Raw genomic sequence first — 22,939 nt, 5'->3', positions numbered from 1 at the left:
AATTAGCTCATATCATTTTTGGAGTACTTAAAAGCAAGCAACCTTTTAATGAAAATTTTGCTTGCCTTTAAAGACAGTATCTACCCGGAATGAATACCATTACCTCTCATGCTTTTCTCCAAGCACCTAAGGTGTTTGCCTGTTTACTATCCTTGTTCTGTTCACTTGTAGCCTGTATTAGACAAAGTCGTAATACAGGGATTTTTCAGAGTATTTCAAGGGTCTATCGCAAGATTAGAACCTGTATTACGACTTTGTCTAATACAGGCTACCGTTATTGTAAAGAGCTAACAGCATAAGGGGACAACCAAACAACTTAAAAACTCCAGTCCAAGCAGCCTTGATGCAGCGACAGCGTAATCAAGGAATTACCACCTAAAAGCTCAAGCAATAAGTCAGCTCAATTCATGTTGGCTTTAACTGTTGTTGAATTCTCTTAGCTATACCAGATTTGGTCATAAAATGCTGAAAATGGGATTAATGCTTTTTCTTTTCTTCTTAACGTTTCCTTAATGATCACTTGTTATACTGAGTCTTCAAAGAAGCCATTTTGATCCTTAAAAGATCAATTTTGTGGCATTTACAGCCGATTAAAATTGAAATGATCGTCATCCTGAACCTAATGAGAGTCACCCGTAAATGACACAAAGCTCAACGGAGAAAACATCACTACCTAAGGGATGTACAAACAGAACATAAAAATTTCTATGGGCTATACATCAAATCTATCTGGAGTTAATATGCTTAATAATGAAACAATAAATGAAATGCTAGAGAAAGAGAAATCGTATCAAAACTCGATGGAATTGTTCACTACAGTAACCCAACAACCTTTTTTTGTTGACGCTCCCGAAATCATAAAAAGGGTGGCGGCAAGCATTGAAAAATTTCAAGAAATTTCCGAATCGCTTTTCTTCATTTGCAGCGCAGAAATGACTCAAGACATCAGTCCGGCTGATTTAGATGCATTACGTGAACAACGAAGAGCACAAATTGGTGAATTTTTTAGCTTATACAAAGACTACATGTCGACCTTCAAACAGTTCAGTGAGATAAAGTTCAGTTCAGACTGCACATCTCCCTCCTCTGCATTTAAACAGCTGGACACTTTTCTTTTAAGCAAATCCAGGCTTGATTCGAGTTCCATTCTTATTCAACCATTACAACGCGGAGTACACTATAGACTATTTCTCGAGGAAGCATTAAAAAGAGATAATAAACTGCCCGAAGATTCACCCAATAAATTCAGCACAGCAGCACGTGAGCAATTAGAAGATCTCTTAACGCTCACAAAAGAGTATCTGATTGAAGCAAATAAAATCGTTAAAGATCACCAGTCAAATGAAAAAAAGGCTTATCAATTTGGCGATATAACCAGAGGATTAGTCCGTAGTTTAAGTTCTGCTGAGTCAGTCAGCTCTCAAAGTCCAGGTTACAAATTTGGTGACGGAACTCGTTTTATCGCTGGGCGTGTCTCTTCTTTGTTTTGGAAGCAAAAACCTGCTGCCGAGCAAAGTCAATCAGCTGTATCCAGCTCCAGTACTAGTGAACCTGCAAGTCAAATTCCTTCAGCTGCACCTGCGGTTAGAGTTCCACCACCTCTTCCTCCTCGTGAGCTGCCCAGCTCTTCTGCCGTAGTATTGCCAATTGACAATGACTTCTCAGATAGCGACGATGAAAGCAGATTCAGTATGATGTGAGCTTTTTAGATGTGGAGAAAAACACTGGAAATATCCCGGAATAAGGCGGAGCCGTAAACCGGGATATTAAACGTGTATCATTCCGGGTTGAGTATCACTTCACCCGGAATACGATAGCAACAACATGCAATTGTTCTAAAAATTACTATTCTATTTACCGGCCAAGGCAATGTTGGCAGGAACGTAATCAAAATCCAAATCACGAGCAACGGCTTCATAAGTAATTTTACCTTGATGCACATTAAGTCCGTTCAAAAGATGAGGATCACTCAATAACGCCAGTTTAGTACCCTTGGTCACTATACTCAAAACAAAAGGCAATGTTGCATTATTTAGGGCAAAAGTTGAGGTTCTAGGTACAGCTCCGGGCATATTGGCCACACAATAATGTACTACATTATCAACCACATAAGTTGGATCCTGATGTGTAGTGGCACGGCTGGTCTCAAAACATCCGCCTTGATCTATTGCCACGTCAACCAAAACCGAACCTGGACGCATGGATTTTAACATGGCACGAGTAACCAGTTTTGGCGCAGCGGCACCAGGAACCAAAACAGCCCCTATAACCAAATCAGCGCTGGCTACGTATTTTTCTATAGCGTCAGATGTGGAATAAACAGTATTTAATTTAGAGCCAAATTGAAAATCGAGCTCATTCAAGCGTTGTAAAGAACGGTCAAGAACAATCACTCGTGCTTCCATTCCCATAGCCATTCTAACCGCATTAGAACCAACGACACCGCCACCAATAACAACAACATTAGCCGCAGCAACACCAGGAACACCACCTAACAATACACCACTGCCACCTTGCGCCATTTCCAGACAATGAGCACCAGCCTGAATAGACATACGGCCAGCAACCTGAGACATAGGAGTCAACAAAGGCAAGCCGCCATCATCTTGAGTTACTGTTTCATAAGCAATTGCGGTAACACCGGATTCTTTAAGTAAACGGGTTTGCTGCGGATCGGGAGCAAGATGTAAGTAAGTAAAGATTGTCTGACCCTCACGCAGCCGTTTGCATTCAATCGGTTGAGGTTCTTTGACTTTAACGATTAGCTCAGCATTGGCAAAAACATCCTCTGCGCTGTCAACAACTTCTGCCCCGGCATTCCTGTAGTCGTCATCAGTAATACCAATACCAATACCAGCACCACGCTCAACTAAAACAGAACTGCCGGCACGAAGAATTTCTCTTACGCTTGAAGGAACAAGCCCCACCCGGTTTTCCTGGGGTTTAATTTCTTTTGGAACACCTACTAACATAACAATTCTCCCTAACGGTTCTTTAATTGTTCTATCAACTGAGGAACTAGTTCAAACAAATCCCCCACCAATCCGTAATTTGCAATTTGGAAAATGGGGGCATCTTCATCCTTATTAATTGCAACAATTACTTTAGAGTCTTTCATCCCGGCCAAATGCTGTACTGCCCCGGAAATACCAATTGCTATGTAGAGTGTTGGGGCAACAACCTTGCCGGTTTGTCCTACTTGATAATCATTAGGAACAAAACCGGCATCAACAGCAGCCCGAGAAGCGCCAACTGCAGCTCCCAGACAATCTGCCAGCTCTTCAACTAACTTGAATTTCTCTGCATTTTGTAATCCACGACCACCAGAAACCACAATTTTGGCACTACCTAATTCGGGGCGCTCCGATTGACTTAATTCATGTCTGAGGAACTGGCTGTTTGGTGACAAAAATTCCTGACTCATGCATTCAATGCTGCAAGGACTTTGGTTACCCGTTACTGGATTAAAGGCTGTTGGCCTTACGGTCATCACTTTTTTTGCGTCCAGAACTCTAACTGTCTCAATTGCGTTACCTGCATAAATTGGATGCTCAAAAGTGTTTTCATCGATTATTTTTGTGACATCAGAAACCTGTGCTACATCTAACAGTGCAGCAATTCGAGGGGCAATATTTTTACCATAGGTACTAGCGGGAGCCAGGATAACATTAAAGGAGTCGGCAACAGAACACACCAAATCACCAAGCTGTTCAGCAAGCTGATGGGTATAGCACGGATTATCAACACACCAGACCGCATGAACTCCCTCAAGAAGTGCGGCTTGTTCAGCAACCGTTTTACACTGATGGCCAGCAACCAGAAGCGTTGGTTTACTGCCTAACTCCAAAGCCGCTGCAAGTACATTTCGAGTTGATGGATGCAGCGTGTGATTATTATGTTCCACAAGTACTAAAGTGCTCATCTCTTCTCCTTATCAAAGCACTTTGGCTTCATGCTGTAGTTTATCCAACAAAGCAGCAACACTGTCTACTTTGACTCCTCCACTGCGAACAGCAGGTGCTTTAACGCTCAGGATTTCAATGTGTTGTTTCAGAGGCAGAGCCAAAGAATCAAGCTCACGAACTTCAAGAGGTTTACGCTTTGCCTTCATAATATTGGGAAGACTTGCATATCTAGGCTCGTTAAGACGCAAATCAGTGCTCACTATCGCAGGCAATTGCACTTTTATCGTCTCAAGACCACCATCAATTTCACGAGTCACTTCAAGATCGGTATTATTGGCTGTTACACTGGAAGCAAAAGTTGCCTGCGGCCAACCTAAAAGCGCTGCGAGCATTTGCGGGGTTTGATTGTTATCACCGTCTATGGCTTGTTTGCCCATCAAGATTAATTTGGGCTGTTCTTCCTGCGCTATTTTTTTTAAAATTTTTGCGATATTCAAACTTTCCAATGTCTGGGTAGAACGCACCAGAATTGCTCGATCAGCTCCTAAAGCCAGAGCGTGGCGCAAGGTTTCTTGTGAACTGTCATCGCCTATACTCACTACCACAACTTCAGTTGCCCAATTTTTTTCACGTAGACGCAGAGCCTCCTCAACCGCAATTTCATCAAAAGGATTCATTGCCATTTTTATGTTTTGCGTTTCTACTCCTGAATTATCCGGCTTGACACGAATTTTTACATAAGGGTCTATCACACGTTTTACTGCCACGAGTATTTTCATGGTTCCTCACTGGAATATCAAAACAGTCAGCATCTTGCCAGAGTTACGGGTGTAAATTCAAGAGGTTAACATCATTTTGCCCAACCTGGCCTCAAAACATTCAATCCAATGAGTGTAGACTATTGCCAAAAATTTCGCACAATACATCTGAATTTTGTCATGTCATTCCATTATAATTTATATCCCAGGCCGAAACGCCAAACTAATCTGGCGCAAACAAAACCATTTGCCGGTCTGCACCATCAGATTCCTTGAAGTATTCTAATCTCAGGACAGCCTTATCTACTGCTAAGGCCATAGAATCGCAGTAAATTCTCGAGTTTGCTTTAATTTTAACCAGTTCTTTCTCAGCTTTATCTAATTTTTCATCGACCGACTCAGCGCCTTTATCCAATACTCTCATTTGAAACAAAAAGTCATCGACTGCAAGATATTTATCATGACCTGTACGCCAACCACGAAAAAGTTGTTGTGAACTGCTGCGCATGTAAGACTCAAGAGGTTCAGAAATAACCTTGAGTTGTGGTGTTCTAAAGTACATACCCTCTTGCATATTTTGACATGCCATAATCATATCTCGACATATCTCAGCATGAAGGTTAACCTCTGCATCCTGACTGGATGCAGGTTCACAGAGTGCCGAGTTTAACAGTGAAGAACCTATTTGCAAGCTCATATCCAGACACTGATGAGAAGCCCAAAAAATCATCTCAACCAAGTGCGTAAGAAGACTTGTAGTAGCCGTTGCAGTCACAGAACTGAGCTCCTGCAGAGTCTTGCCTATGCTTTTTAGTTCTGTCGATTCGCAACTCTCCAGATATTGACCGCTTTTTAAAACCACAAAATAGATGGCATAAACTGCAATTAACTCCTCAACAAAGATAAATGATCCGTAGGTAGCAAACATAATCGGTATGGCCTTAATCAATACTCTAAGACTCGTAGGTTTTATCTTGTCTGCATCATCAAAAAATTCACTCGATTGCTCAAGCAAACCCTGTAAACTTTCATAAAGACTTCGGCCAGAAAAGGTATCAGCCTGATTTTTTAAATCTTCCAGCCATCTCATACAATCTTCTGTAGTCTTGATGTCCGTAAACTTGAGTTCTTTGAACTGTTGAGGATTGATTAATTTATCACGACAAGAACCTAAAACCTTAAAGCAGGCGCCGTCATTTCTTCCTTCTGACAAGTGATGTTCAATCCAGCGAATTTCAGGAGAAAAGTCCTGATGCCGGTCAGGATGAAATTTTAAACTAAGCTCTCTGTATTTGCTGATGATAATTTCTTTAGTTGGCCCATTAGTCAAAAGTTGCTGATTAACCAGATTAACGAAGTCTCGCTCCAGGCTAAGGAGGTTGTGTTTATCAGAACCTACAGCCGCACCCAGTCGCAGGTCGTCAAACTGAGCATAATGCGTCACCAAACTTACCAATTTCGCTTCTAAAGTCATAATCACTCCTTTAATCAGACAGATCCGCCAGGTTTATCGCATTTTATTGAGGTAATGTTTCTTTTTAAGATATTCCGTAAAGAAACCAACGAGTAAAATACTCAAATAAAATCCGGTCATTACATCACTTAAATAATGATGGTATAAAACTACTCGAGAAAGCACTACCAGAATTGCCAACCCAAAAAATACAAGAAAATATCTGGGAAAAAGAACGCTCAGTCCTGAAGCAAGGCCAACTACTGTCAACGAATGACCCGAAGGAAATGACCAATATAAATTTTTGGTTTGTAACCAGTAAAAACCAAAAAGATGTTCTGAAAATAATAAATCAGGGCGGGCACGGCTAACTGCAATTTTTAGAATAAAGCCCACCAGATTAGGAATAAAAACGCAACCTAAAAGATACCAGACTCTGGCTTCAAAACGATCGTTTTTATGAACGTATCGTGAATAAAATCCAAGAAATACAAACAAGATAATATAAGCTTTCCATTGCCCGAAAGCAGTCAGTACATTAAGAACAGGCAAAGACTGGCGAGTATCCAGTTGATGAAAAAACACTGCAGTAGGTTTGTCTGCAAAATAATAGATTAATCCGACAAGAACAGCGTACAAAGCGATTACCCAAGGTTTTTTCATCCAGTCAAATAATTGTTCAAAAGAGCTCATTCACATAATCCCATATAAATTACCATGCTTTAAGCATCATATAAGACGATACTGTTTTAGCCAAGACCAATTGCTTAATTTAAACAAAGAGATAATTTGAACGCTCTAATGCCCGTTACTCTAAAGGCAAAGCCATCAACACGCATTATCAAATCAAATCGCTGCTTGCCCTCCGGTTTGTGATAATGCGGGATATTCTATTCTTGTTTAATATTCAGCCGCATTTTGCCTGTATTTATCCTCAGGGCAAACGCATCTAAACGCATTATCTAAGACCAAGATGCCTACGTTCTGCGCTTTATGCGCAGAATCCAGATCTTTGCCTGCACTAAGATCGCATGGATCCTGCGCATAAAGCGCAGGACGTAGGCAAAAGGGTGGAGATTTATGTTCATAATTTAGATGCGTTTACCCTGTATTTATCCTCTTACGCCTTGTTAATTCCATGAAGAATTGGATAGAATCAAGTTCTGATTTTTAGCCAAGAACGATAAATGCAACAGTTTACTCTCATTCAACAAATCTGTATTTGGGCTCTTCCCGTATTATTGGCTATTACGTTACACGAAGCAGCTCATGCATATGTTGCATTTAAATGTGGCGATAATACGGCAAAAATGTTTGGTCGGTTGAGTTTGAACCCAGTCAAACATATAGATCCCTTAGGCACCATCCTCCTTCCTTTGTTAGCTGGACTTCTGACTCATTTTAGCTTTGTCATTGGTTATGCCAAACCCGTTCCTATTAACTGGAATCAGTTAAATCATCCCAAAAGAGACATGATCCTGGTCTCGCTAGCAGGGCCTTTTGCCAATTTTTTTATGGCATTCTTGTGGACTGGATGCTTTAAAATAGCCCTGATGCTTCATCCTGAAAGCTCTATGCCTGCATTGTTTTTATTGGCCACCGCCAAAGCAGGCATGATGATTAATCTGGTATTGGCATTTTTAAATTTAATTCCCTTACCACCGCTGGATGGAAGCAGAGTAGTAAGTAGTTTACTGCCTCCCAGACAGGCTCTACTCTACGAAAAAATAGAACCTTATGGCTTTCTGATTCTCGTAGTTTTGATATTTACCCATGTTTTAGGGTACGTTTTGCTTCCCTTAATCAATGGTGCATTGTATGTACTCAGTCGTGTATTTAGCCTATGAATATACTTGCCGATGCATCGCTGCCGGGACTTAAGGCCGCATTTCCTAAACCATTTAATCTGACGCTTTACAGCCACCCTGAGGAACTGCATGTGTTACTCAATCAGCAAGACATCTTGTTGTGCCGCTCCACCTTGAAAGTATCGCATCATTTACTAAAAAATCATTCGTTAAAATACGTTGCCACCGCCAGTAGCGGTACCGATCACATCGATCATGCTTATTTAAAAAAAAATAATATTGGCCTCATTGATGGGAAAGGATGTAATGCAGTTTCAGTTGCTGATTATGTGATATCTTCTTTGGCTTATCTTCAACAACATCATCTTTTGCAAGGTACCAAAGCAGGAATTATTGGTATGGGGGCTGTGGGCAGTCAGGTTTCACAAAGACTAAGGGCATTAAATTTTCATACCATAGCCTATGATCCTCCTAAAGCAATCCATCAGAATCTCTTTCAAAGCTGTACGCTTGAGGAGTTATTTGATTGTGATGTTCTGTGCATCCATGCTGAATTACACAATAATCAACCTCATCCCAGCATGGATTTAGTAAATCACAAATTCATGAGTCAGTTAAAGGATGGTTGTGTACTCATCAACGCCTCCCGAGGCGGTATAGTTAATGAGGAGGCTTTAATTAATAATCCCAAAGAGCTGATTTATTGTACTGATGTGTATTTGAATGAGCCTCAAATTAATCCCCAAATTATCGAGAAAGCGACTTTATGCACTCCGCATATAGCTGGTCACAGCATGGAAGCTAAATATAAGGCAGTCGCCTTGGTAAGTGAACAATTACACCAGCTGATGAACATCCCTGCCCCAATATTTGCACACCCGAACCTTCCCCATAAATTACACAAGAATCACTATTCATCCTGGCAGGAATTGATTCTGTCCTTGTATAACCCTTTGAATGAAACCCTTACACTAAAAAAAGCACGCAATAAAGAAGAAGCATTTCTGAGGTTGCGAAAAAATCATCGCTTTCGCCATGATTTTTCGCTTTACGCCAGATTATTACCGCAGGATTATTTACCTTTTTATGAGGCAATCGGATAGTTGCTGCTCATCTTCAGATTCTTTTTCAGCATTTGAATTTTCCTGCCCAGTTGATGAGGGTAGCCTGTCTGGTGAACAGGTACTAGTTGACGGCAGAGCAACAGGTGGGGTATCAGGCATTCGACTCTTTAATCGCTGCTGAAGCAACTCTTTGGCAAGAAAATCTTGAGCCAGTCTCAAATATCCAGCCAATGAACTAAATTGATGCAGATTTGTAGATTGAAGACATTGGGTTATATAGTCAAAGTAAGTCTTTAAAGACTTGCCCTTGTTGTTAACAAGCCAGGTGAAGATGTTGTTAATCAAGGTACTATGAGCTGCCTCCAGTGGATTTTGTTGGCTTTTGCAACTACCAAAAAAATTCCATAATAAAAACCAAACATCATTTTGATCAATAACCTTTGAATTAATCAGCGACTCCCATGCGTTCATCGCAAGAGCATCCTGAACGGACAACTGATCCAGAATCGCTAACACACGCCCAGAATTTGGAAACAGATCGCTGTATTTATCGGTCACCTGACGCCAGAATCTCATATTTTTAGTATACAATTCATTCACCAGATTATGTTCACGAATCAGGTGTTTTCTTATTACTCGAATTATTCCGGTCAGGATGCTGGTACGATCAATAGTTGAGTCATTCAACACCGCCTCTAGGTATTTTTTATGCTCTATGAGGGTTAAGTAAGGACTCGAATTAAGAACGGATGAAATTTCTTCTGCTATTTTTTGCTCTTGCTCAGTCAATATACTCTTAATATTCGGAGATACTGACATATTAACAAAAAACTGCGGTACGTTCTGAAAAACCGCATTGCGCCATAGATCTTCTCCTATAAAGTTTGCTTGCGCTATCAATCGCACTATAGCTCGGGAAATGTCATCTCCTGGATGGCGTGATACAATGATTTTCCATGACTCCTCATCGGTTTGATTCAGCTCCATAGCTAACAACTCGTGATCAGGCAATTTAGATGTATCTTTCATGCTTTGCAGAGGAACTGGGAAATTAGGCTCCAGATTCATACGAAACACGTGTGCTAATTTTGCATTAAATAATTCTAAATCCCATTCGATTTCCTTGGCCAATTTGGCCAAAATGATTTGTCCCGTCTCGGTCGTATGCAAAAAGTAAAGTTCACGCAACTCTGCAGATTTTTTTTGAAAAAAGGCCATGTACGTTTGATTTATTTCTTGAGATTCTTCTGCAAAAGATTGCTCAAACGAAAGAAGAAAATATTTCACCCCAGCTGCAAATGTTTTAAACGTGTCAATTTCTTGATCAAACAAATAAAACAGGGCAACATGATTCGATTCACTATAGGGTGAACACAATTGACTTAATAAAGACAGATGAGGTTGCTCACCGACGGAACACAGTTGAGCGACTGTAATCAAGGCCTTGGACTCTGGATGATAGAAAAATAATTCGCGCAATTTTTTAATATCGAGAGCGCCACAGGACAAAAGCAAAGATAAATCCAATCCGGGGCTAGTACTTTGCTTTAACTTTTCAAACAGTTCTTCCATAGGAGGTGCGTTGAGAAATTTCATTCCCTTAAAGAATTCATCTTCTGTATTAGAAGACATTACCTTTGTCCGAGATGCCGGCGATCGGGAAGAATATTTGGTCGGAGTGTGCTTTGGCTGATCAAAAACCTTAGGGGCTTGTTTGAGCTTTTTAATTCCTCTTTTAGTGCGCTTCGTAGAAGTATTATCAGTAGATGGTTTACTATCCAAACTTGTCTCTGCGGTGGATTTCTTCCTTAATTCAGACGGGATTACGCTTGCAGCACCTGCTGGAGCATGATCGGTTTTTGGCGGTAAAGTGATATTTTCTTGCTGCCCTCGCCCTTTCCTTCTTCTTTGCGAATGAGCAGAACTTTGTGTGGTTTTCTGGTGCGCAAACAAGCCTAGAGTATGAACCGAGGTAGAACGTTCCGCATCAACCGAGCTCGACGAACTTGCAGCTGTTGGCTGAGAAGCCATTGGGCTGCTGGTGCTTGCTACGGAAGACTCAAGGACAGAAAGAGTCGGCGGTGTTTTTGTTGCTCGGATGTATGCCTCAAATTCGTCCGCAGGTTTTTGTAAATGATTGACATAAATGGTTCTGGCCAGCTCCAATTCATTTTTAGAAATCAGTTTTTTTGCCAATTCCAGCCATTTCTCTTCAGAATAACTTTGTTTGTCTAATTCAAGTTTAAATTCATCTGTAGAGAGTTCTACGGATTTACATGCCGTAATTAAATGACTGAATTGATGCTTGGGCGGCTGAATGATGATGATTTGCTGCTGGGCTCGAGTCACTGCCGTAAACAAGCGATTCAAGGGCGGGCCAAACTTGGGGTTACCCACTCCTGCCGCAGGGCGATGCGCCGTAGAACTACTCGCCACATAAGAATGCTCCGGTTTTGCCAGAACTTTATTGGCTTCTAACAACGCTTCGTCTTCAACCATGCGGTACAGTACGACAACTGGAAACTGCAACCCCTTCACCTGGTCTACGGTATAAACTAAATCGGTGTTAAAAAATGCCTTAGCCTCTTTTTTAAAATCAGGCAAAGTAATAACAATCAAATCACTACTCTTTATGGCATTTTGCAGTATCTGCTGCGTGGTTTCTGGTACTTTATCAAACCAGTATACCGAGCCTAAGGTACTGTTTTGTTCAACAGTTAAAGGCAACCGGACGTATTCAAGATTGTCAGCTCTACCGCCTATCAGTTTCAGGCGCAAATCCAGGATTTTATCAACCAGAGGTTGGGCATTGGGAAACACCCTGTAGGAGCATGGGAGATTAATGTGTTGCAATTTAATACCGGTTTTATGACTCAAACGATACACATGTTCATGAATAAAAGGACCTGAAGATTGGCTGTCTGACAAGCCTTGATGAGAATCTCGGCAAAAATAAATTTGTAAGGCAGGACTGGTTAATGCAGTAATGTCCTGAATTTGGGATTTTGAAAAATCTTGTGCTTCATCAACAACCACCATATCGTATTCTTCAGAAGAACGCAGTCGATAAAAAGAAAGATCAAGGCTTTGGCTGTGTTCCAGGTAGGTCTTGTAGTCAACAAAGGCTTGATAGAGCCAGGAACGATGTTCTTTTTTAAATAACGATTGATGCTTTTCACCCAATTGCTCATAACGGGCTCGAGTGTATTCCTTGCTGGTGCCAAAGCGCTTGTCTTCATAATCGGAATAAGCGGCTATCGTTCTGAACTCCTGATACACCGTTTCGGCATCTAAAATTTCTTCTGGCAAAAGGTGCACTTTCTGCTGTACCCTTTTGCCTTTGCCTCTGCCTCGTCCTTGACCCGTTTGCGCTGTTCTTAACTGCTGTTCTTTTCTGTCACAATAATCCGAGTACCAGGCTAGAAACTGTTCTTGCCCTACTGTTTTTTTAGTCATGGCGGTTGGATCTGTTTCATGAACCAATTGCAAATAAGACTTGAAAGACACTCGACCAGGAGGGTTTTCCAAAGCAACGGGCAAACTCCGGTACACTTGTTCCATGTGTTCCACCAAAGCAGCAGACGAAGTCAAATAGATTATTTTGGTTAATTCTGCAGGTGCGTTCGCAATTAGGGACTGGGCTGCACAGGATTTTCCCGATCCAGGCGGGCCTTCGATATCAGCAGGCCCTTTGGCATATTTGGCTTCTTTTTGGGAAGAGTTTAGCGCAATAAAGGCCTGATCGTAATATTCTACAGGAGTAAATACCCTCTGCTGTTCGTCCTCTTCATCCATAGAAAAAGGAAGTTCGTCTATGTCTATAAATTCATCGTCAAAATTCGTGACAATTTGTTCAAGACCTTTATGATTCTTTTCGAGAAAATGTTTTAATGTCGACGGACTGTTCAAAAATTTGGATTTAGGGTACTCATGATTGGGTAATTCTTCCAAAAAAATCAGGTAATTTTTTTTATTCAGTTCCTGGATGGTAAATAACAGCCGACCACTGTAACTCGTTGACACGCTAAAAATGCGATGATGACGCATTTTCTTCAAATCGAAACCAGCGCTTTTTAATTCCCTGTTTTGCAGCTGGGTAATGACATTCGCATAGCGCTCAGCAACCTCTGGATCAATGATCAAGGCTTCCCAATAGTAAATCTCAGCAGGCATTTAGTACGTTCTCTTTATAGTCATAGATGCCATATGATAAAGCATACACATTAACTCAAGCTTAAATCTGCTGATTAATTACTCAAAAAAAAACTCCTTAATCAGTGTTTGGGCATCAGCTGAAGTCAAAAGCCCTGTTTATTTATTAAACGTCGGACAACATCCTGATCAGAAAAAAGCAGCTTTTCAGATCCTATTTGTTGATAGGCTTCATGACCTTTGCCTGCAATCAGAATAATGTCTTCTTTATCTGCTTCGTGTAGGGCATGAGCAATAGCCTCTTCTCGATTAATTAATCGGGTTACAGCTTTAGATGAAGGAATACCCTGAGCAATTTCATCAACGATTACCGAAGGATCTTCGCTCCTCGGATTATCACTGGTAATCACAATATGATCTGCGTAAAGACTTGCAGCTTTACCCATAATAGGCCTTTTGGTTTTGTCTCGGTCACCGCCACAACCAAATATCACCCACAACCGCCCTTTTTTTAATTGATTTAAGGTGGTGAGTACATTTTCCAACGCATCTGGAGTATGTGCATAATCTACCAATACATAAGGAGAGTTTGCCACAATTTCCATACGGCCAGGTGCTGCCTTTAGCCGGGACATCACATCAACAACTCTGTCAGGCTCGTAACCACTGACCATTAAACTACTAAACACCGCCAGGCTATTATAAATGTTAAACTGTCCAAGAGCTTTGAAGGTTAATTGATGTTTTCCCCATGGAGAGTGAATCTCTACAGTTGTTCCATTTAAATCACTATGCCACTGGACTGCTTTTACATCGCATGAAGGACTCATCCCATAACTGATTTTTTTAACATGGGGCATAATGGAATGAGTAATTAAATGCTGATACTCATCATCCTGATTAATAATTGCCCATTGCAATTCTTCTCGAGAAAAAAGCATGGCTTTTGCCTGACCATATGCTTGCATGGTGTGATGATAATCCAGATGATCAAGAGTCAGGTTGGTAAACAGCGCCTGATTAAACTCGATACTATCAACCCTATGTTGACTTAGAGCATGAGACGATACCTCCATACATACCTGCTTTATACTCTGTTGTGCGTACTGAGATAACAGTTTTTGTAAACATAAAGCATCAGGAGTAGTATTATCCAAAGGGTTCAGTTCATCCACACGGCCTTGGCCTATAGTACCAATGTAAGCAGCTTTCTGCCCCAGTAACTCATGTGCCTGGGCCAATTGGTATGCTATGGTTGTTTTACCATTAGTACCAGTAACACCGGTTATGGTTAAGGATTTTCCGGGTTCAAGATAAAAACGCTTGGCAATTTGCGCCAGTTGCTCGGCTAAATGAGTTACGGGAACGCAAGGCACTGATAAGGGCAAAGTGCATGCAGCAGGTAAATTATCCGGATCATATACAACAGCGACGGCTCCTGACTGAACCGCTTTATCCATAAACAATCGCCCATCAGATGCGGCTCCAGGATATGCAATAAACAAATCCCCTTTTTGAATCAACCGACTGTCATTTTTAATATCGATTAAATCACAATGGGGCAGCTCCTGAGTTATCCAGGGTTTTAACAGTTGATTGAGTTCCATAAGCCTATGCCTTATTAGAATTAACTCGTTTAAAAGTACCTGAGTATTACCAATGCGTGTTATTAATCAACTCAGACTATTCATCAATAATTCGTATTATTCAGTATACAGCACATTAACCAACAGGATCATCATTTGGCACATTAAATAACCTTAAGGCACCTGACATCACTTTAGCAAATAAGGGAGCTGCAACCGCTGAGGCATAATAACCTTTACGTGTGGGTTCATGAATAATGACGACTATCACAAATTTTGGCTTGGACACTGGCGCAATTCCCATAAAACTGGCGGTGTATTTTCTGTCCTTATATCCATTTTTTCCAGCGATGCGCGCAGTTCCTGTTTTACCTGCTACCCTGTAACCCGGAACACGAGCACTCTTTCCTGTACCATCTTTACCCAGTACCGCTTCCATCATCAACAGTACCTGTTGAGCCGTTTTAGGTTTGATAACCTGTATACCAGAATCTGGAGTATCATTGTGAATTAAGGTGATAGGAATTAATTTTCCTTTATTAGCAAAAATCAAGCTTGCTTTAGCGAGTTGTAAAGCGGTCACAGACAAACCATAGCCAAAACCCAATGTTGCTAAAACAAAGGGATTGGCATCTTTGGCTTTGACAATAGCTCCTTCACTTTCACCTGGATAAGTACTTTCAGTTCTTTGGCCAAAACCGCTGCGCTGTAATAGCCCAATAAGCTGCTCAGGGGGACTTGCCAAAACCATTTTGGTCACCCCCACATTACTGGAATGTTGCAAAACCCCGGTTACATCCAATACACCATAATTGTGAATGTCACGAACAGTACGACCATGAACACTCATCCAGCTGGGGTTGGTATCGATAATGGTATGAGGCGTAAAAAGTCCCGTCTCCAAAGCACTGGCTATACTAAAGGGTTTTATTACAGAGCCTGGCTCAAAAGTATCTGTTAACGCTCTGTTTCTATAAGTATCTTTATTATAACGACCACGTGAATTAGGGTTATATGATGGAACATTTGCCATGGCAAGAATTTCACCATTTTCACTATCAAGTACCACCACTGAACCCGATTTTGCGGCAAACTCTTCAACGGTTTTACTTAACTCACTGTATGCCAAATATTGCAAACGCCTGTCTATACTCAAAGATAATTCATGCCCTGGCCGAGGTTCAATTAACACCCCCAGCTCGTCTATAACTCTGCCCAAACGATCCTTGATGACTTTTTTCTTACCGACAACGCCCATTAACCAGTCCTGATAGGCCAGCTCTATTCCTTCCAATCCCTGATCGTCCACATTAGTAAATCCTATCAACTGGGAAATACTATCTGAATCAGGGTAATAGCGCTTAAATTCTTTTTGAAAATTAACCCCGGGAATTTTTAATGATTTAATTTTTTTTGACAGTGCAGGAGGAAGTTGCCGTTGTAAGTAAAGAAATTCCCGATTTTGCGCATTAACCACTTTTTGACTCAAGGCTTTGGGGGAAAGGTTCAAATATTTTGCCAACTGCATGAACTGTTCTTTATCGGGAGAGAATTCTTTAGGATTAACCCAAACGGACTCAACCGGCGTACTAATCGCAAGGGGAGTGCCATTACGATCAGTAATCATTCCTCTATACGCAGGTATGTCAACAACTCGTAAACTACGGGCATTACCTTGCCCTTGTAAAAATTGACGGTGTAAAACCGTCAGATCGACCATGCGCCAAATCAGGACTATCAAGATTAAGGAGAAAAAAACAGCAACAGTAATCAGCCGACCTAAATGATGTGTTTTTTTCATAGATGACTACTCGAATTTAGTGTTTTGGACTACAAAAACATCCCTGTTGCGCATCATGTTATCAAGCGTAAGGCTTAGGGCATGTCTTCAGTTTAACAACTACTTGTTTTTATTGCGCATGTAAAAAATAAGTAGTTTTAGCATTAGGCAGAATCATGCCTAATTTCTCAGTTGCCAATTCTTCGACACGTGCCGGGGTAGCCAAGCTGGATTGCTCCAACAACAATTGCCCCCATTGCAACTGAAAAAAATGCTTTTGCTGCTCTTCCTGCTCCACTTGACTTAACGTTGAACGGTAGGAATTGGTACTGTAAATCACAGCCAAAGCACTCACTAACACAGCAACCAATAATACTATCAACAAATAAATTGATTTAGACATGTGAATATCTGCCAAATGACCGTTGAATAAATTACCCTGATTTATTACTTTAGCTGCAGCATTCATGCTAGTTTTTCTCCTATCCTAAGCACCGCACTTCTGGATCTGACATTGTCTTTTAATTCATTTTCTTGTGGCATTATTGCTTTACCTATTCTTCTAAACCCTGTTTTCATTTGTTCATATGTCACAGGAACTTCAGGCGGAGGTCTGTGTCCTTGCTCTTTATCTCTCATAAACTGTTTGACTATTCTGTCCTCCAGAGAATGAAAGCTTATTACAGCCAGGCGCCCCCCTGGCGCCAGTACATCAAGACATTGTTCCAAACAACTGGTCAAATCTGCCAGCTCCTGATTGACATGGATGCGAATCGCCTGAAATACCCTGGTCGCAGGATGTTTGTGTTTTTCCCATTTGGGATTTGCTTCTTTTACTATCTCGGCTAATTGCAAAGTAGTTGTAATGGGTTTTACCTTTCGTGCCTCAACGATGGCTCTGGCAATTCTTCCAGCAAAACGCTCCTCTCCATAGGACCTGAATATTGAAGCCATTTCATCAGCTTCCGCTTCATTAATGAACTTTGCAGCACTGACGGCCTGAGTAATGTCCATACGCATATCCAAAGGGCCTTGCTGCATAAAACTGAATCCTCGTTCAGGATTATCCAATTGCGGAGAGGACACACCCAAATCAAGCAGAATACCGTCTACCATACCCAGTACTTGTGCCTTTTGCGCAAATTCTTTAATCTGTGCAAAAGAGCCATGGAAGATTTGAAACCGTTTATCCAGGCCAAAATGATCTTTAGCATGCTGAATGGCATCGGGATCTTTATCTATGGCAAATAAACGACCATCATGATTCAGATGATTCAATATTTCCTGACTATGCCCGCCTCGGCCAAAGGTTCCATCAAAATAGATCCCCCCGGCTTTAATCGCCAGGCCAGCAATCGATTCATGCAGCAAAACGGATAGGTGTGTTGCCATTTAAGTTTCCATTACAAAGAAAACGTTTTCATTTCATCGGGTAATCCATCCGTTCCGGCAGCCTCATCAGCCAACCATTGCTCACGTTTGGATTCCCAAAGCTCTTTATTCCACACTTCAAATTTATTGCCTTGGCCTATCATGACCACATCTTTTTCCAACCGGGCATAATTCCTTAACACCGTCGGCAGTAACACTCGCCCATTCGCATCCACTTCAACATCTGTAGCATGACCGATTAACAAACGCTGAATACGACGAGCCGCCGCATTAAAACTTGGCAATTTTTGCAAATTATCCTCAATTATCTGCCATTGTGCGGCAGTATAAAGAAGCAAACACGTTTCTTCAGTATCAATAGTCACCACCAAAGGAATTTTTTCCTCTGCACCTAATGCACTTCTGTAACGAGTTGGAATAGCCAACCGTCCTTTAGTGTCTATGGTGATGCTGTTTATTCCACGAAACATAGTTTAGTCCCAAGTGGTGGAATATAACTCTTCCACATTTCTCCACTTTTTTAGTATTTTAACCCACTTTTATACACTATAGGAACACATTTCTTCACCAGTCAAGCTGAAAACCCGCTTTTTTATGAATTTATTTCAATTGATTTCCTGAGCCTAAGCTGCTGATGTACAAAATAAAGGCCAAGAGAAACAAATAAAAGCAAATAATCCATGTTGGGATTCCTCCCCCCTCCATAATCAAGATGACGGAAGGGGCGAGATGATAGAAGCACAGCAGAATTGAAGTCTGAAGCGTTAACTAGTTATTCATCAGGGCAGCTAATCTGATACCCTGAAGCACCAGGTCAGGAACAAGATGATCATATACACCCTGTTTATCAAATAATGAAGCAAATCCACCCGTAGCCAAAACCAATGCCTTATTTCCAGCAAAAGATTCCTGGTTAATGCGTTGAATTAATTCTTTACACGCACCTAAAACACCGTAATAAACCCCTGACTGAATGCTTTCTATGGTAGAGCGCCCAACCACACAGTCAGTTTTAATTATTTCAACGGAGGGTAATTTAGCCGTATTTTTTGATAGGGCATCAACAGATAAACGAACGCCTGGAAGTATAGCACCGCCTAAATAAACTTTTTGTGCTGTAATCACACAAAAGGTGGTCGCTGTCCCAAAATCAATCACGATAATATTTTGATTGGGATAAATGTGAGCCGCTGAAATGGCATTAGCTATCCTGTCAGCTCCCACTTCTACAGGATTTCGATATTTGATGTTCAAACCGGTTTTAACACCCGCCTGCAAAAAAAATGGTTCGGTAGAAAAATATTTTACACAAGCCGAACGTAATGAGTAATCCAGTTGCGGCACAACAGAACAAATACCTATCTGCTTGATTGCTTCTGGGGAGCAATTATTTTCACGCAGCACACTTTTTAAAAAAATACCCAATTCATCTGAAGTACTTACCTTTGAGGTATGACGAAATCGAAGCTTGATTTCTTCACCTGCAAAAACACCCCCATAAATATGGGAATTACCTACATCAATACATAAAATCATTGTTTAATTCTGCTTTAAGGAAAAAAGAACACGATATTATGATGTGGGTTGGTTATTATCAAGTGTTGCCAGGTTTCTTTGAACTAAAAGAAGGCAGCAGCTGCCTTGAAGTTACAAAAAAAAAGCCCTGAGTTCACAGGGCAGTAGTGGAGAAGCGTATTTTAGTAACTGTATTATTAGTATGGTTTAACAATCACAGAAGTGCCAACATCAATAAAATTCTCATTTAACCATTTTGCCGCACTAGGTAATACTCTGATGCATCCATGGCTGGCGTTATAATTTGGAACTTCATATGCCGCATGTATGGAATAACCACCACTAAAATGCATACAGTAGGGCATTTTGGCTCCGCCTCCGGTCTCTATAGGATAAATACTGGAGGTACAATCTGCACCTTTCTTAGAGTAAACTCTAAAATTACCGGTTACAGTTCGACAGGGTCTGCCTACGTCTTCACAGAAGTCTTTACCTCCTGAAGCACTACCTGTTTTAACCCTGTTACCTTGGGCATCATATGCGGCCCAAGCAGTTGCTTTGGGATCAAATACAAACACTTTTTTTCCTGTAGGTTCTCTTTTTTCTGGAAAGTAATGGGAACCTTTATTGTCAGATTGCATACTCATGGTGTAATGAGTGTAACCTGCGTCATCAACAATGGCAGTTGATCTGTCCATAGATGCACATGAAGCCGCCAAAGCACAAACAGGTACTAACAGTAGTTGTTTTTTCACTTTATATCTCCCTCTTTTTTTTTACTGTATCGGGAGATATTGAAATAGGTTTAGCTTTTTATATAAAAATTTTTAACTACTTGTATTTTTTATAATCTTCAAGCTCAGTTAATAGGCCTTTTTGTGCTCTTTTAGGAACCATGCTGATTATAGCGAGAGCCAATTGTCTATCCGTGCACTCAAAGCATCCGCCTCGAGATGGCATTGCGTTAAATCCCTCGTCAGTGTGTAAAAAAAGAATGTCAAAACCTTGTTTCAATCTTGATTTCCAATCCTCTTCCTGCCCAATTCTTGGCGCACCAAGAGGAATTAACGGTTTTTGAGCATGACAATTGACACAATAATGACTGTAGATCTGCTCTCCTTCATCTTTACTACCTGCAATTGATTTTAAAAAATCCTGAGGGTGATGGCTTTCAGAATAAACCGTTCCAAAATACATGAATAAAATCAACACGTAGACAGTAAAATGCGTTCTCATGTTATACTCCTGAAAAATTGGCGTGATTATTGCTAGGGAATCTTTGCTCTTAATAATTGAGTAGACTAACAAAAAAGGATTCATGCTGTGAAAACGAGCATACTAAGTGTTTTGACATTTTTTGCAAGCTTCTGTCTTAACGCAGAACAAATTCAATCGCTGGATTTAATCAAACATAAAATCGAATCCTATGTTTTAAATGATTTAACCGGCTATGCAGAAGGAAAAATTCAGGTACAGGCTGATCAGCTTGACTCTCGTTTAAATCTTAGAGCCTGTGCCGATGAACGACTTGAAATTTTTAATCCCTATCAAACACCCCTGCTCCATACAACGACTATGGGCATTAAATGTATGGAAGAGGATAATCACTGGACGCTATACGTGCCCATTAAAGTTAGTGTATTAAAAACTGTATTGGTGGCCAAACGAGCATTAGTTAAAGGAAGTCGAATAAACAACGATGATATATATTCTTTGGAAATGGATGCACAAAAATTAAAACACGGTTATTTCACAAACAAGAAAGAGCTTTTAGGGCTTATCTGCAAACAAGACATTTCCCCAGATTCACCACTCAACAACTTCAATATTGAATTAGCCAAACTTGTTCACAGAGGTGATCACGTTACGATTTTCGCTACTAATGACCTGTTGACTGTAAGTATGAGTGGCGTAGCGGTTGATGAGGGAGTCCTTGGTGATTCGATAAGAGTAAAAAATCTTTCATCCAAACGAGTGATAGAGGCTCGAATAACCGGAGAGAAAAAAGTAACCGTGGTTTTATAAAGCAAAAGCATCACATTTCAAGGCTTAAGAAAGGTGTAAAAAGGCTGAATTAACAACTTTTAGGTCAATTTGTAATAAAAAATATCAATCTCATTGAATTAATTGATAAAAGTGACTTGGTTAATGAAAAAAGATTAAAAATTAACCGAAATTTACTAAAGAAATTGCAAAAGGAGCCGATAACTATGTTAAATGTAATTGAGGATATCAATATGGTTACTCACATCAATGATTCGGCTAACATGAAACCTATTGAGACAGACAACCGTCTGAAATCCAAAGCTCAAGAGGCTCAAAAGTCAATGCCCGAAAACAGTAATGTACCAGTAGACAGTGTTAACATCAGTAATGCGTCACGGCAATTAGAAGCACTAAAAGCGTCTATAAAGAACGAACCAATAGTCAACGAAGCTCGAGTATCCTACTTCAAAGCTGAAATTGAATCTGGAAATTACGCTATAGACAGCAGTAAAATTGCAGAGAGAATGTTGAACACCATTGAAACGGCTTAAAAAAATTAGGATGATTTAATGAACAATAATAATGCAAAAACCCTAATTGGGCACTTAGAGCAGGAAGTAAACTGGATAGAGTCGTTGAATACGCTGTTGGCGGAAGAAAAAAATGCGCTTGGGTCAAGCCAGTTCGACAAACTAAGCGATTTGGCTGACCAAAAGCAAGATCTTACCGCTAAACTTGAAGAAAGCGCCAAACAACGTAATGCGTTACTCAGTGCTGATAAGCCAATCCAGTCTATCAAGTTGTCTTTGCAAGACTTTCTAAAAAATTGTTCTGAACATGAAGCAAAACAAATAAACAAACTAAACCTGCAGCTCATGGAACAGTTAGCCATATGCCGTGATTTAAATACGATTAACGGCCAGGTTATAGCCAATAATATCCACACACGTCAGCAAATAGTTAGTGCACTGTCTGGAGGCAACACCGATTCCACCAGTGTTTACACGTCTAACGGTGATTTATCCTCATCAAGTGGCACCAATCATCATCAAGAAGCGTAATGTAAATTCATTCTATGACTGAACGGCTGGATTTGAGCCTCCCTTCTCCCTCAAGGGAAAAGGGCGTATTTTATAGGAAAACTGATGGATGGTGACAAAGCAGAGTAATAATCATAAAAAACAATTTCCACTCAAATTACTCCCTTCTCCACTAGGGGAGAAAGGAGTATTTGGTAGGAAAACTGATGGTTGGTGACAAGGCAGAGTAATGATCATAAAAACAATTTCCACCCAAGTTACTCCCTTCTCCACTAGGGGAGAAGGGTTGGGGATGAGGGGGAAGCGTGCGGTACGATCTCAAGTTCATGCAACACACTATCCATCACACCCTGAATATTTTTAAATACATCGTGGTTCCATATGCGCACCACTCTATAGCCTCGGTGTTCCAAATATTGAGAACGCCGTAAATCATAATCAACAGCATCCATGTGCTGACTGCCATCAATTTCAACGATCAGTTTTTTTTCACGACACAA

21 protein-coding genes are annotated in these 22,939 nt (G+C 40.7%); 6 read left to right on the top strand and 15 right to left on the bottom strand.

What is annotated here, in order from left to right; all coding sequences use genetic code 11:
• Positions 1–740 precede the first annotated feature (740 nt).
• Positions 741–1,700 (top strand): RhoGEF domain-containing protein, encoded by a 960-nt coding sequence (locus tag Lwor_RS13285; RefSeq protein WP_058494352.1) that lies wholly within the window; start codon positions 741–743, stop codon positions 1,698–1,700.
• Positions 1,701–1,850: 150 nt separating this feature from the next.
• Here Lwor_RS13285 and ald read toward each other — a convergent pair whose 3' ends face one another.
• The 5 genes from ald to Lwor_RS13260 all read right to left on the bottom strand — a co-directional run bounded on the left by ald (position 1,851) and on the right by Lwor_RS13260 (position 6,809).
• Entirely contained in the window at positions 1,851–2,972 is a 1,122-nt protein-coding gene (gene ald / locus Lwor_RS13280; protein WP_058494351.1) for an alanine dehydrogenase, read from the bottom strand.
• An 11-nt stretch (positions 2,973–2,983) separates the two neighbouring features.
• Positions 2,984–3,922 (bottom strand): electron transfer flavoprotein subunit alpha/FixB family protein, encoded by a 939-nt coding sequence (locus Lwor_RS13275; RefSeq protein ID WP_058494350.1) that lies wholly within the window; start codon positions 3,920–3,922, stop codon positions 2,984–2,986.
• 12 nt (positions 3,923–3,934) lie between these two features.
• Positions 3,935–4,684, bottom strand: coding sequence for an electron transfer flavoprotein subunit beta/FixA family protein (locus Lwor_RS13270; protein ID WP_058494349.1), 750 nt, complete (start codon positions 4,682–4,684; stop codon positions 3,935–3,937).
• 202 nt (positions 4,685–4,886) lie between these two features.
• Positions 4,887–6,137, bottom strand: a complete 1,251-nt coding sequence (locus Lwor_RS13265; protein ID WP_058494348.1) for a J domain-containing protein — start codon at positions 6,135–6,137, stop codon at positions 4,887–4,889.
• 33 nt (positions 6,138–6,170) lie between these two features.
• A complete protein-coding gene (locus Lwor_RS13260) occupies positions 6,171–6,809 on the bottom strand; it encodes a phosphatase PAP2 family protein (RefSeq protein WP_058494347.1) in 639 nt (212 codons plus the stop codon).
• Positions 6,810–7,303: 494 nt separating this feature from the next.
• Here Lwor_RS13260 and Lwor_RS13255 point away from each other — a divergent pair, with 494 nt between their 5' ends.
• Complete coding sequence (locus tag Lwor_RS13255; protein ID WP_058494346.1) at positions 7,304–7,963, top strand: site-2 protease family protein; 660 nt, start codon at positions 7,304–7,306, stop codon at positions 7,961–7,963.
• Entirely contained in the window at positions 7,960–9,027 is a 1,068-nt protein-coding gene (locus Lwor_RS13250; protein WP_058494345.1) for a 4-phosphoerythronate dehydrogenase, read from the top strand. Before Lwor_RS13255 ends, Lwor_RS13250 begins: the two co-directional genes overlap by 4 nt.
• On the opposite strand, the gene Lwor_RS13245 is transcribed toward Lwor_RS13250, so the two are convergent.
• The 9 genes from Lwor_RS13245 to Lwor_RS13205 all read right to left on the bottom strand — a co-directional run bounded on the left by Lwor_RS13245 (position 9,001) and on the right by Lwor_RS13205 (position 20,649).
• Positions 9,001–13,161 carry a hypothetical protein gene (locus Lwor_RS13245; protein ID WP_058494344.1) on the bottom strand — a complete coding sequence of 1,387 codons (4,161 nt, stop codon included), beginning with the start codon at positions 13,159–13,161 and terminating at the stop codon, positions 9,001–9,003. The two genes, Lwor_RS13250 and Lwor_RS13245, sit on opposite strands and share 27 nt — an antisense overlap.
• 125 nt (positions 13,162–13,286) lie before the next feature.
• Positions 13,287–14,747, bottom strand: a complete 1,461-nt coding sequence (locus tag Lwor_RS13240) for a UDP-N-acetylmuramoyl-L-alanyl-D-glutamate--2,6-diaminopimelate ligase (RefSeq protein WP_058494343.1) — start codon at positions 14,745–14,747, stop codon at positions 13,287–13,289.
• A gap of 115 nt (positions 14,748–14,862) precedes the next feature.
• Entirely contained in the window at positions 14,863–16,527 is a 1,665-nt protein-coding gene (locus Lwor_RS13235; protein ID WP_058494342.1) for a peptidoglycan D,D-transpeptidase FtsI family protein, read from the bottom strand.
• Between the two features lie 109 nt (positions 16,528–16,636).
• Entirely contained in the window at positions 16,637–16,975 is a 339-nt protein-coding gene (gene ftsL / locus Lwor_RS13230; RefSeq protein ID WP_058494341.1) for a cell division protein FtsL, read from the bottom strand.
• A complete protein-coding gene (rsmH, locus tag Lwor_RS13225; RefSeq protein ID WP_058494340.1) occupies positions 16,972–17,898 on the bottom strand; it encodes a 16S rRNA (cytosine(1402)-N(4))-methyltransferase RsmH in 927 nt (308 codons plus the stop codon). The genes ftsL and rsmH overlap by 4 nt, the downstream gene beginning before the upstream one ends.
• An 11-nt stretch (positions 17,899–17,909) precedes the next feature.
• Positions 17,910–18,368 (bottom strand): division/cell wall cluster transcriptional repressor MraZ, encoded by a 459-nt coding sequence (gene mraZ / locus Lwor_RS13220; protein ID WP_058494339.1) that lies wholly within the window; start codon positions 18,366–18,368, stop codon positions 17,910–17,912.
• A gap of 298 nt (positions 18,369–18,666) precedes the next feature.
• The gene (locus tag Lwor_RS13215) at positions 18,667–19,434 is read right to left on the bottom strand and encodes a type III pantothenate kinase (RefSeq protein ID WP_058494338.1); all 768 of its coding nucleotides are present in this window, start codon (positions 19,432–19,434) and stop codon (positions 18,667–18,669) included.
• A gap of 176 nt (positions 19,435–19,610) precedes the next feature.
• Positions 19,611–20,168, bottom strand: coding sequence for a L,D-transpeptidase (locus Lwor_RS13210; protein ID WP_058494337.1), 558 nt, complete (start codon positions 20,166–20,168; stop codon positions 19,611–19,613).
• Between the two features lie 76 nt (positions 20,169–20,244).
• The gene (locus tag Lwor_RS13205) at positions 20,245–20,649 is read right to left on the bottom strand and encodes a c-type cytochrome (RefSeq protein ID WP_058494336.1); all 405 of its coding nucleotides are present in this window, start codon (positions 20,647–20,649) and stop codon (positions 20,245–20,247) included.
• A gap of 87 nt (positions 20,650–20,736) precedes the next feature.
• Between Lwor_RS13205 and flgA the strand changes: the two genes are divergently transcribed.
• From flgA to Lwor_RS13190, 3 genes are all read left to right on the top strand, one after another.
• Complete coding sequence (flgA, locus tag Lwor_RS13200; RefSeq protein ID WP_058494335.1) at positions 20,737–21,438, top strand: flagellar basal body P-ring formation chaperone FlgA; 702 nt, start codon at positions 20,737–20,739, stop codon at positions 21,436–21,438.
• 185 nt (positions 21,439–21,623) lie between these two features.
• Positions 21,624–21,950: a flagellar biosynthesis anti-sigma factor FlgM gene (flgM, locus tag Lwor_RS13195; protein WP_083501639.1), complete on the top strand. Its 327-nt coding sequence runs from the start codon at positions 21,624–21,626 to the stop codon at positions 21,948–21,950.
• Between the two features lie 18 nt (positions 21,951–21,968).
• Positions 21,969–22,460 (top strand): flagella synthesis protein FlgN, encoded by a 492-nt coding sequence (locus Lwor_RS13190; RefSeq protein ID WP_058494334.1) that lies wholly within the window; start codon positions 21,969–21,971, stop codon positions 22,458–22,460.
• 251 nt (positions 22,461–22,711) lie between these two features.
• On the opposite strand, the gene Lwor_RS13185 is transcribed toward Lwor_RS13190, so the two are convergent.
• Positions 22,712–22,939 (bottom strand): endonuclease domain-containing protein (locus Lwor_RS13185; protein WP_193786626.1); only part of this gene is annotated, 228 nt, incomplete at its 5' end.

This window comes from Legionella worsleiensis (assembly GCF_001467535.1).
In the GTDB taxonomy this organism is placed as follows: Bacteria; Pseudomonadota; Gammaproteobacteria; order Legionellales; family Legionellaceae; genus Legionella; species Legionella worsleiensis.
The sequence above is the reverse complement of the archived record's forward strand: the minus strand, read 5'-3'. Positions and strand labels throughout refer to the sequence as shown.

What these genes read in the sequence shown, in the direction of transcription:
- mraZ (WP_058494339.1), bottom strand. Translation starts at nt 18,368, where the DNA reads ATGTTTCGTGGAATAAACAGCATCACCATAGACACTAAAGGACGGTTG.
- Lwor_RS13205 (WP_058494336.1), bottom strand. Translation starts at nt 20,649, where the DNA reads ATGAGAACGCATTTTACTGTCTACGTGTTGATTTTATTCATGTATTTT.
- Lwor_RS13190 (WP_058494334.1), top strand. Translation starts at nt 21,969, where the DNA reads ATGAACAATAATAATGCAAAAACCCTAATTGGGCACTTAGAGCAGGAA.
- Lwor_RS13255 (WP_058494346.1), top strand. Translation starts at nt 7,304, where the DNA reads ATGCAACAGTTTACTCTCATTCAACAAATCTGTATTTGGGCTCTTCCC.
- Lwor_RS13245 (WP_058494344.1), bottom strand. Translation starts at nt 13,161, where the DNA reads ATGCCTGCTGAGATTTACTATTGGGAAGCCTTGATCATTGATCCAGAG.
- Lwor_RS13285 (WP_058494352.1), top strand. Translation starts at nt 741, where the DNA reads ATGCTTAATAATGAAACAATAAATGAAATGCTAGAGAAAGAGAAATCG.
- Lwor_RS13240 (WP_058494343.1), bottom strand. Translation starts at nt 14,747, where the DNA reads ATGGAACTCAATCAACTGTTAAAACCCTGGATAACTCAGGAGCTGCCC.
- Lwor_RS13270 (WP_058494349.1), bottom strand. Translation starts at nt 4,684, where the DNA reads ATGAAAATACTCGTGGCAGTAAAACGTGTGATAGACCCTTATGTAAAA.
- Lwor_RS13260 (WP_058494347.1), bottom strand. Translation starts at nt 6,809, where the DNA reads ATGAGCTCTTTTGAACAATTATTTGACTGGATGAAAAAACCTTGGGTA.
- Lwor_RS13250 (WP_058494345.1), top strand. Translation starts at nt 7,960, where the DNA reads ATGAATATACTTGCCGATGCATCGCTGCCGGGACTTAAGGCCGCATTT.
- Lwor_RS13265 (WP_058494348.1), bottom strand. Translation starts at nt 6,137, where the DNA reads ATGACTTTAGAAGCGAAATTGGTAAGTTTGGTGACGCATTATGCTCAG.
- ftsL (WP_058494341.1), bottom strand. Translation starts at nt 16,975, where the DNA reads ATGAATGCTGCAGCTAAAGTAATAAATCAGGGTAATTTATTCAACGGT.
- ald (WP_058494351.1), bottom strand. Translation starts at nt 2,972, where the DNA reads ATGTTAGTAGGTGTTCCAAAAGAAATTAAACCCCAGGAAAACCGGGTG.
- Lwor_RS13235 (WP_058494342.1), bottom strand. Translation starts at nt 16,527, where the DNA reads ATGAAAAAAACACATCATTTAGGTCGGCTGATTACTGTTGCTGTTTTT.
- flgM (WP_083501639.1), top strand. Translation starts at nt 21,624, where the DNA reads ATGTTAAATGTAATTGAGGATATCAATATGGTTACTCACATCAATGAT.
- rsmH (WP_058494340.1), bottom strand. Translation starts at nt 17,898, where the DNA reads ATGGCAACACACCTATCCGTTTTGCTGCATGAATCGATTGCTGGCCTG.
- Lwor_RS13275 (WP_058494350.1), bottom strand. Translation starts at nt 3,922, where the DNA reads ATGAGCACTTTAGTACTTGTGGAACATAATAATCACACGCTGCATCCA.
- Lwor_RS13215 (WP_058494338.1), bottom strand. Translation starts at nt 19,434, where the DNA reads ATGATTTTATGTATTGATGTAGGTAATTCCCATATTTATGGGGGTGTT.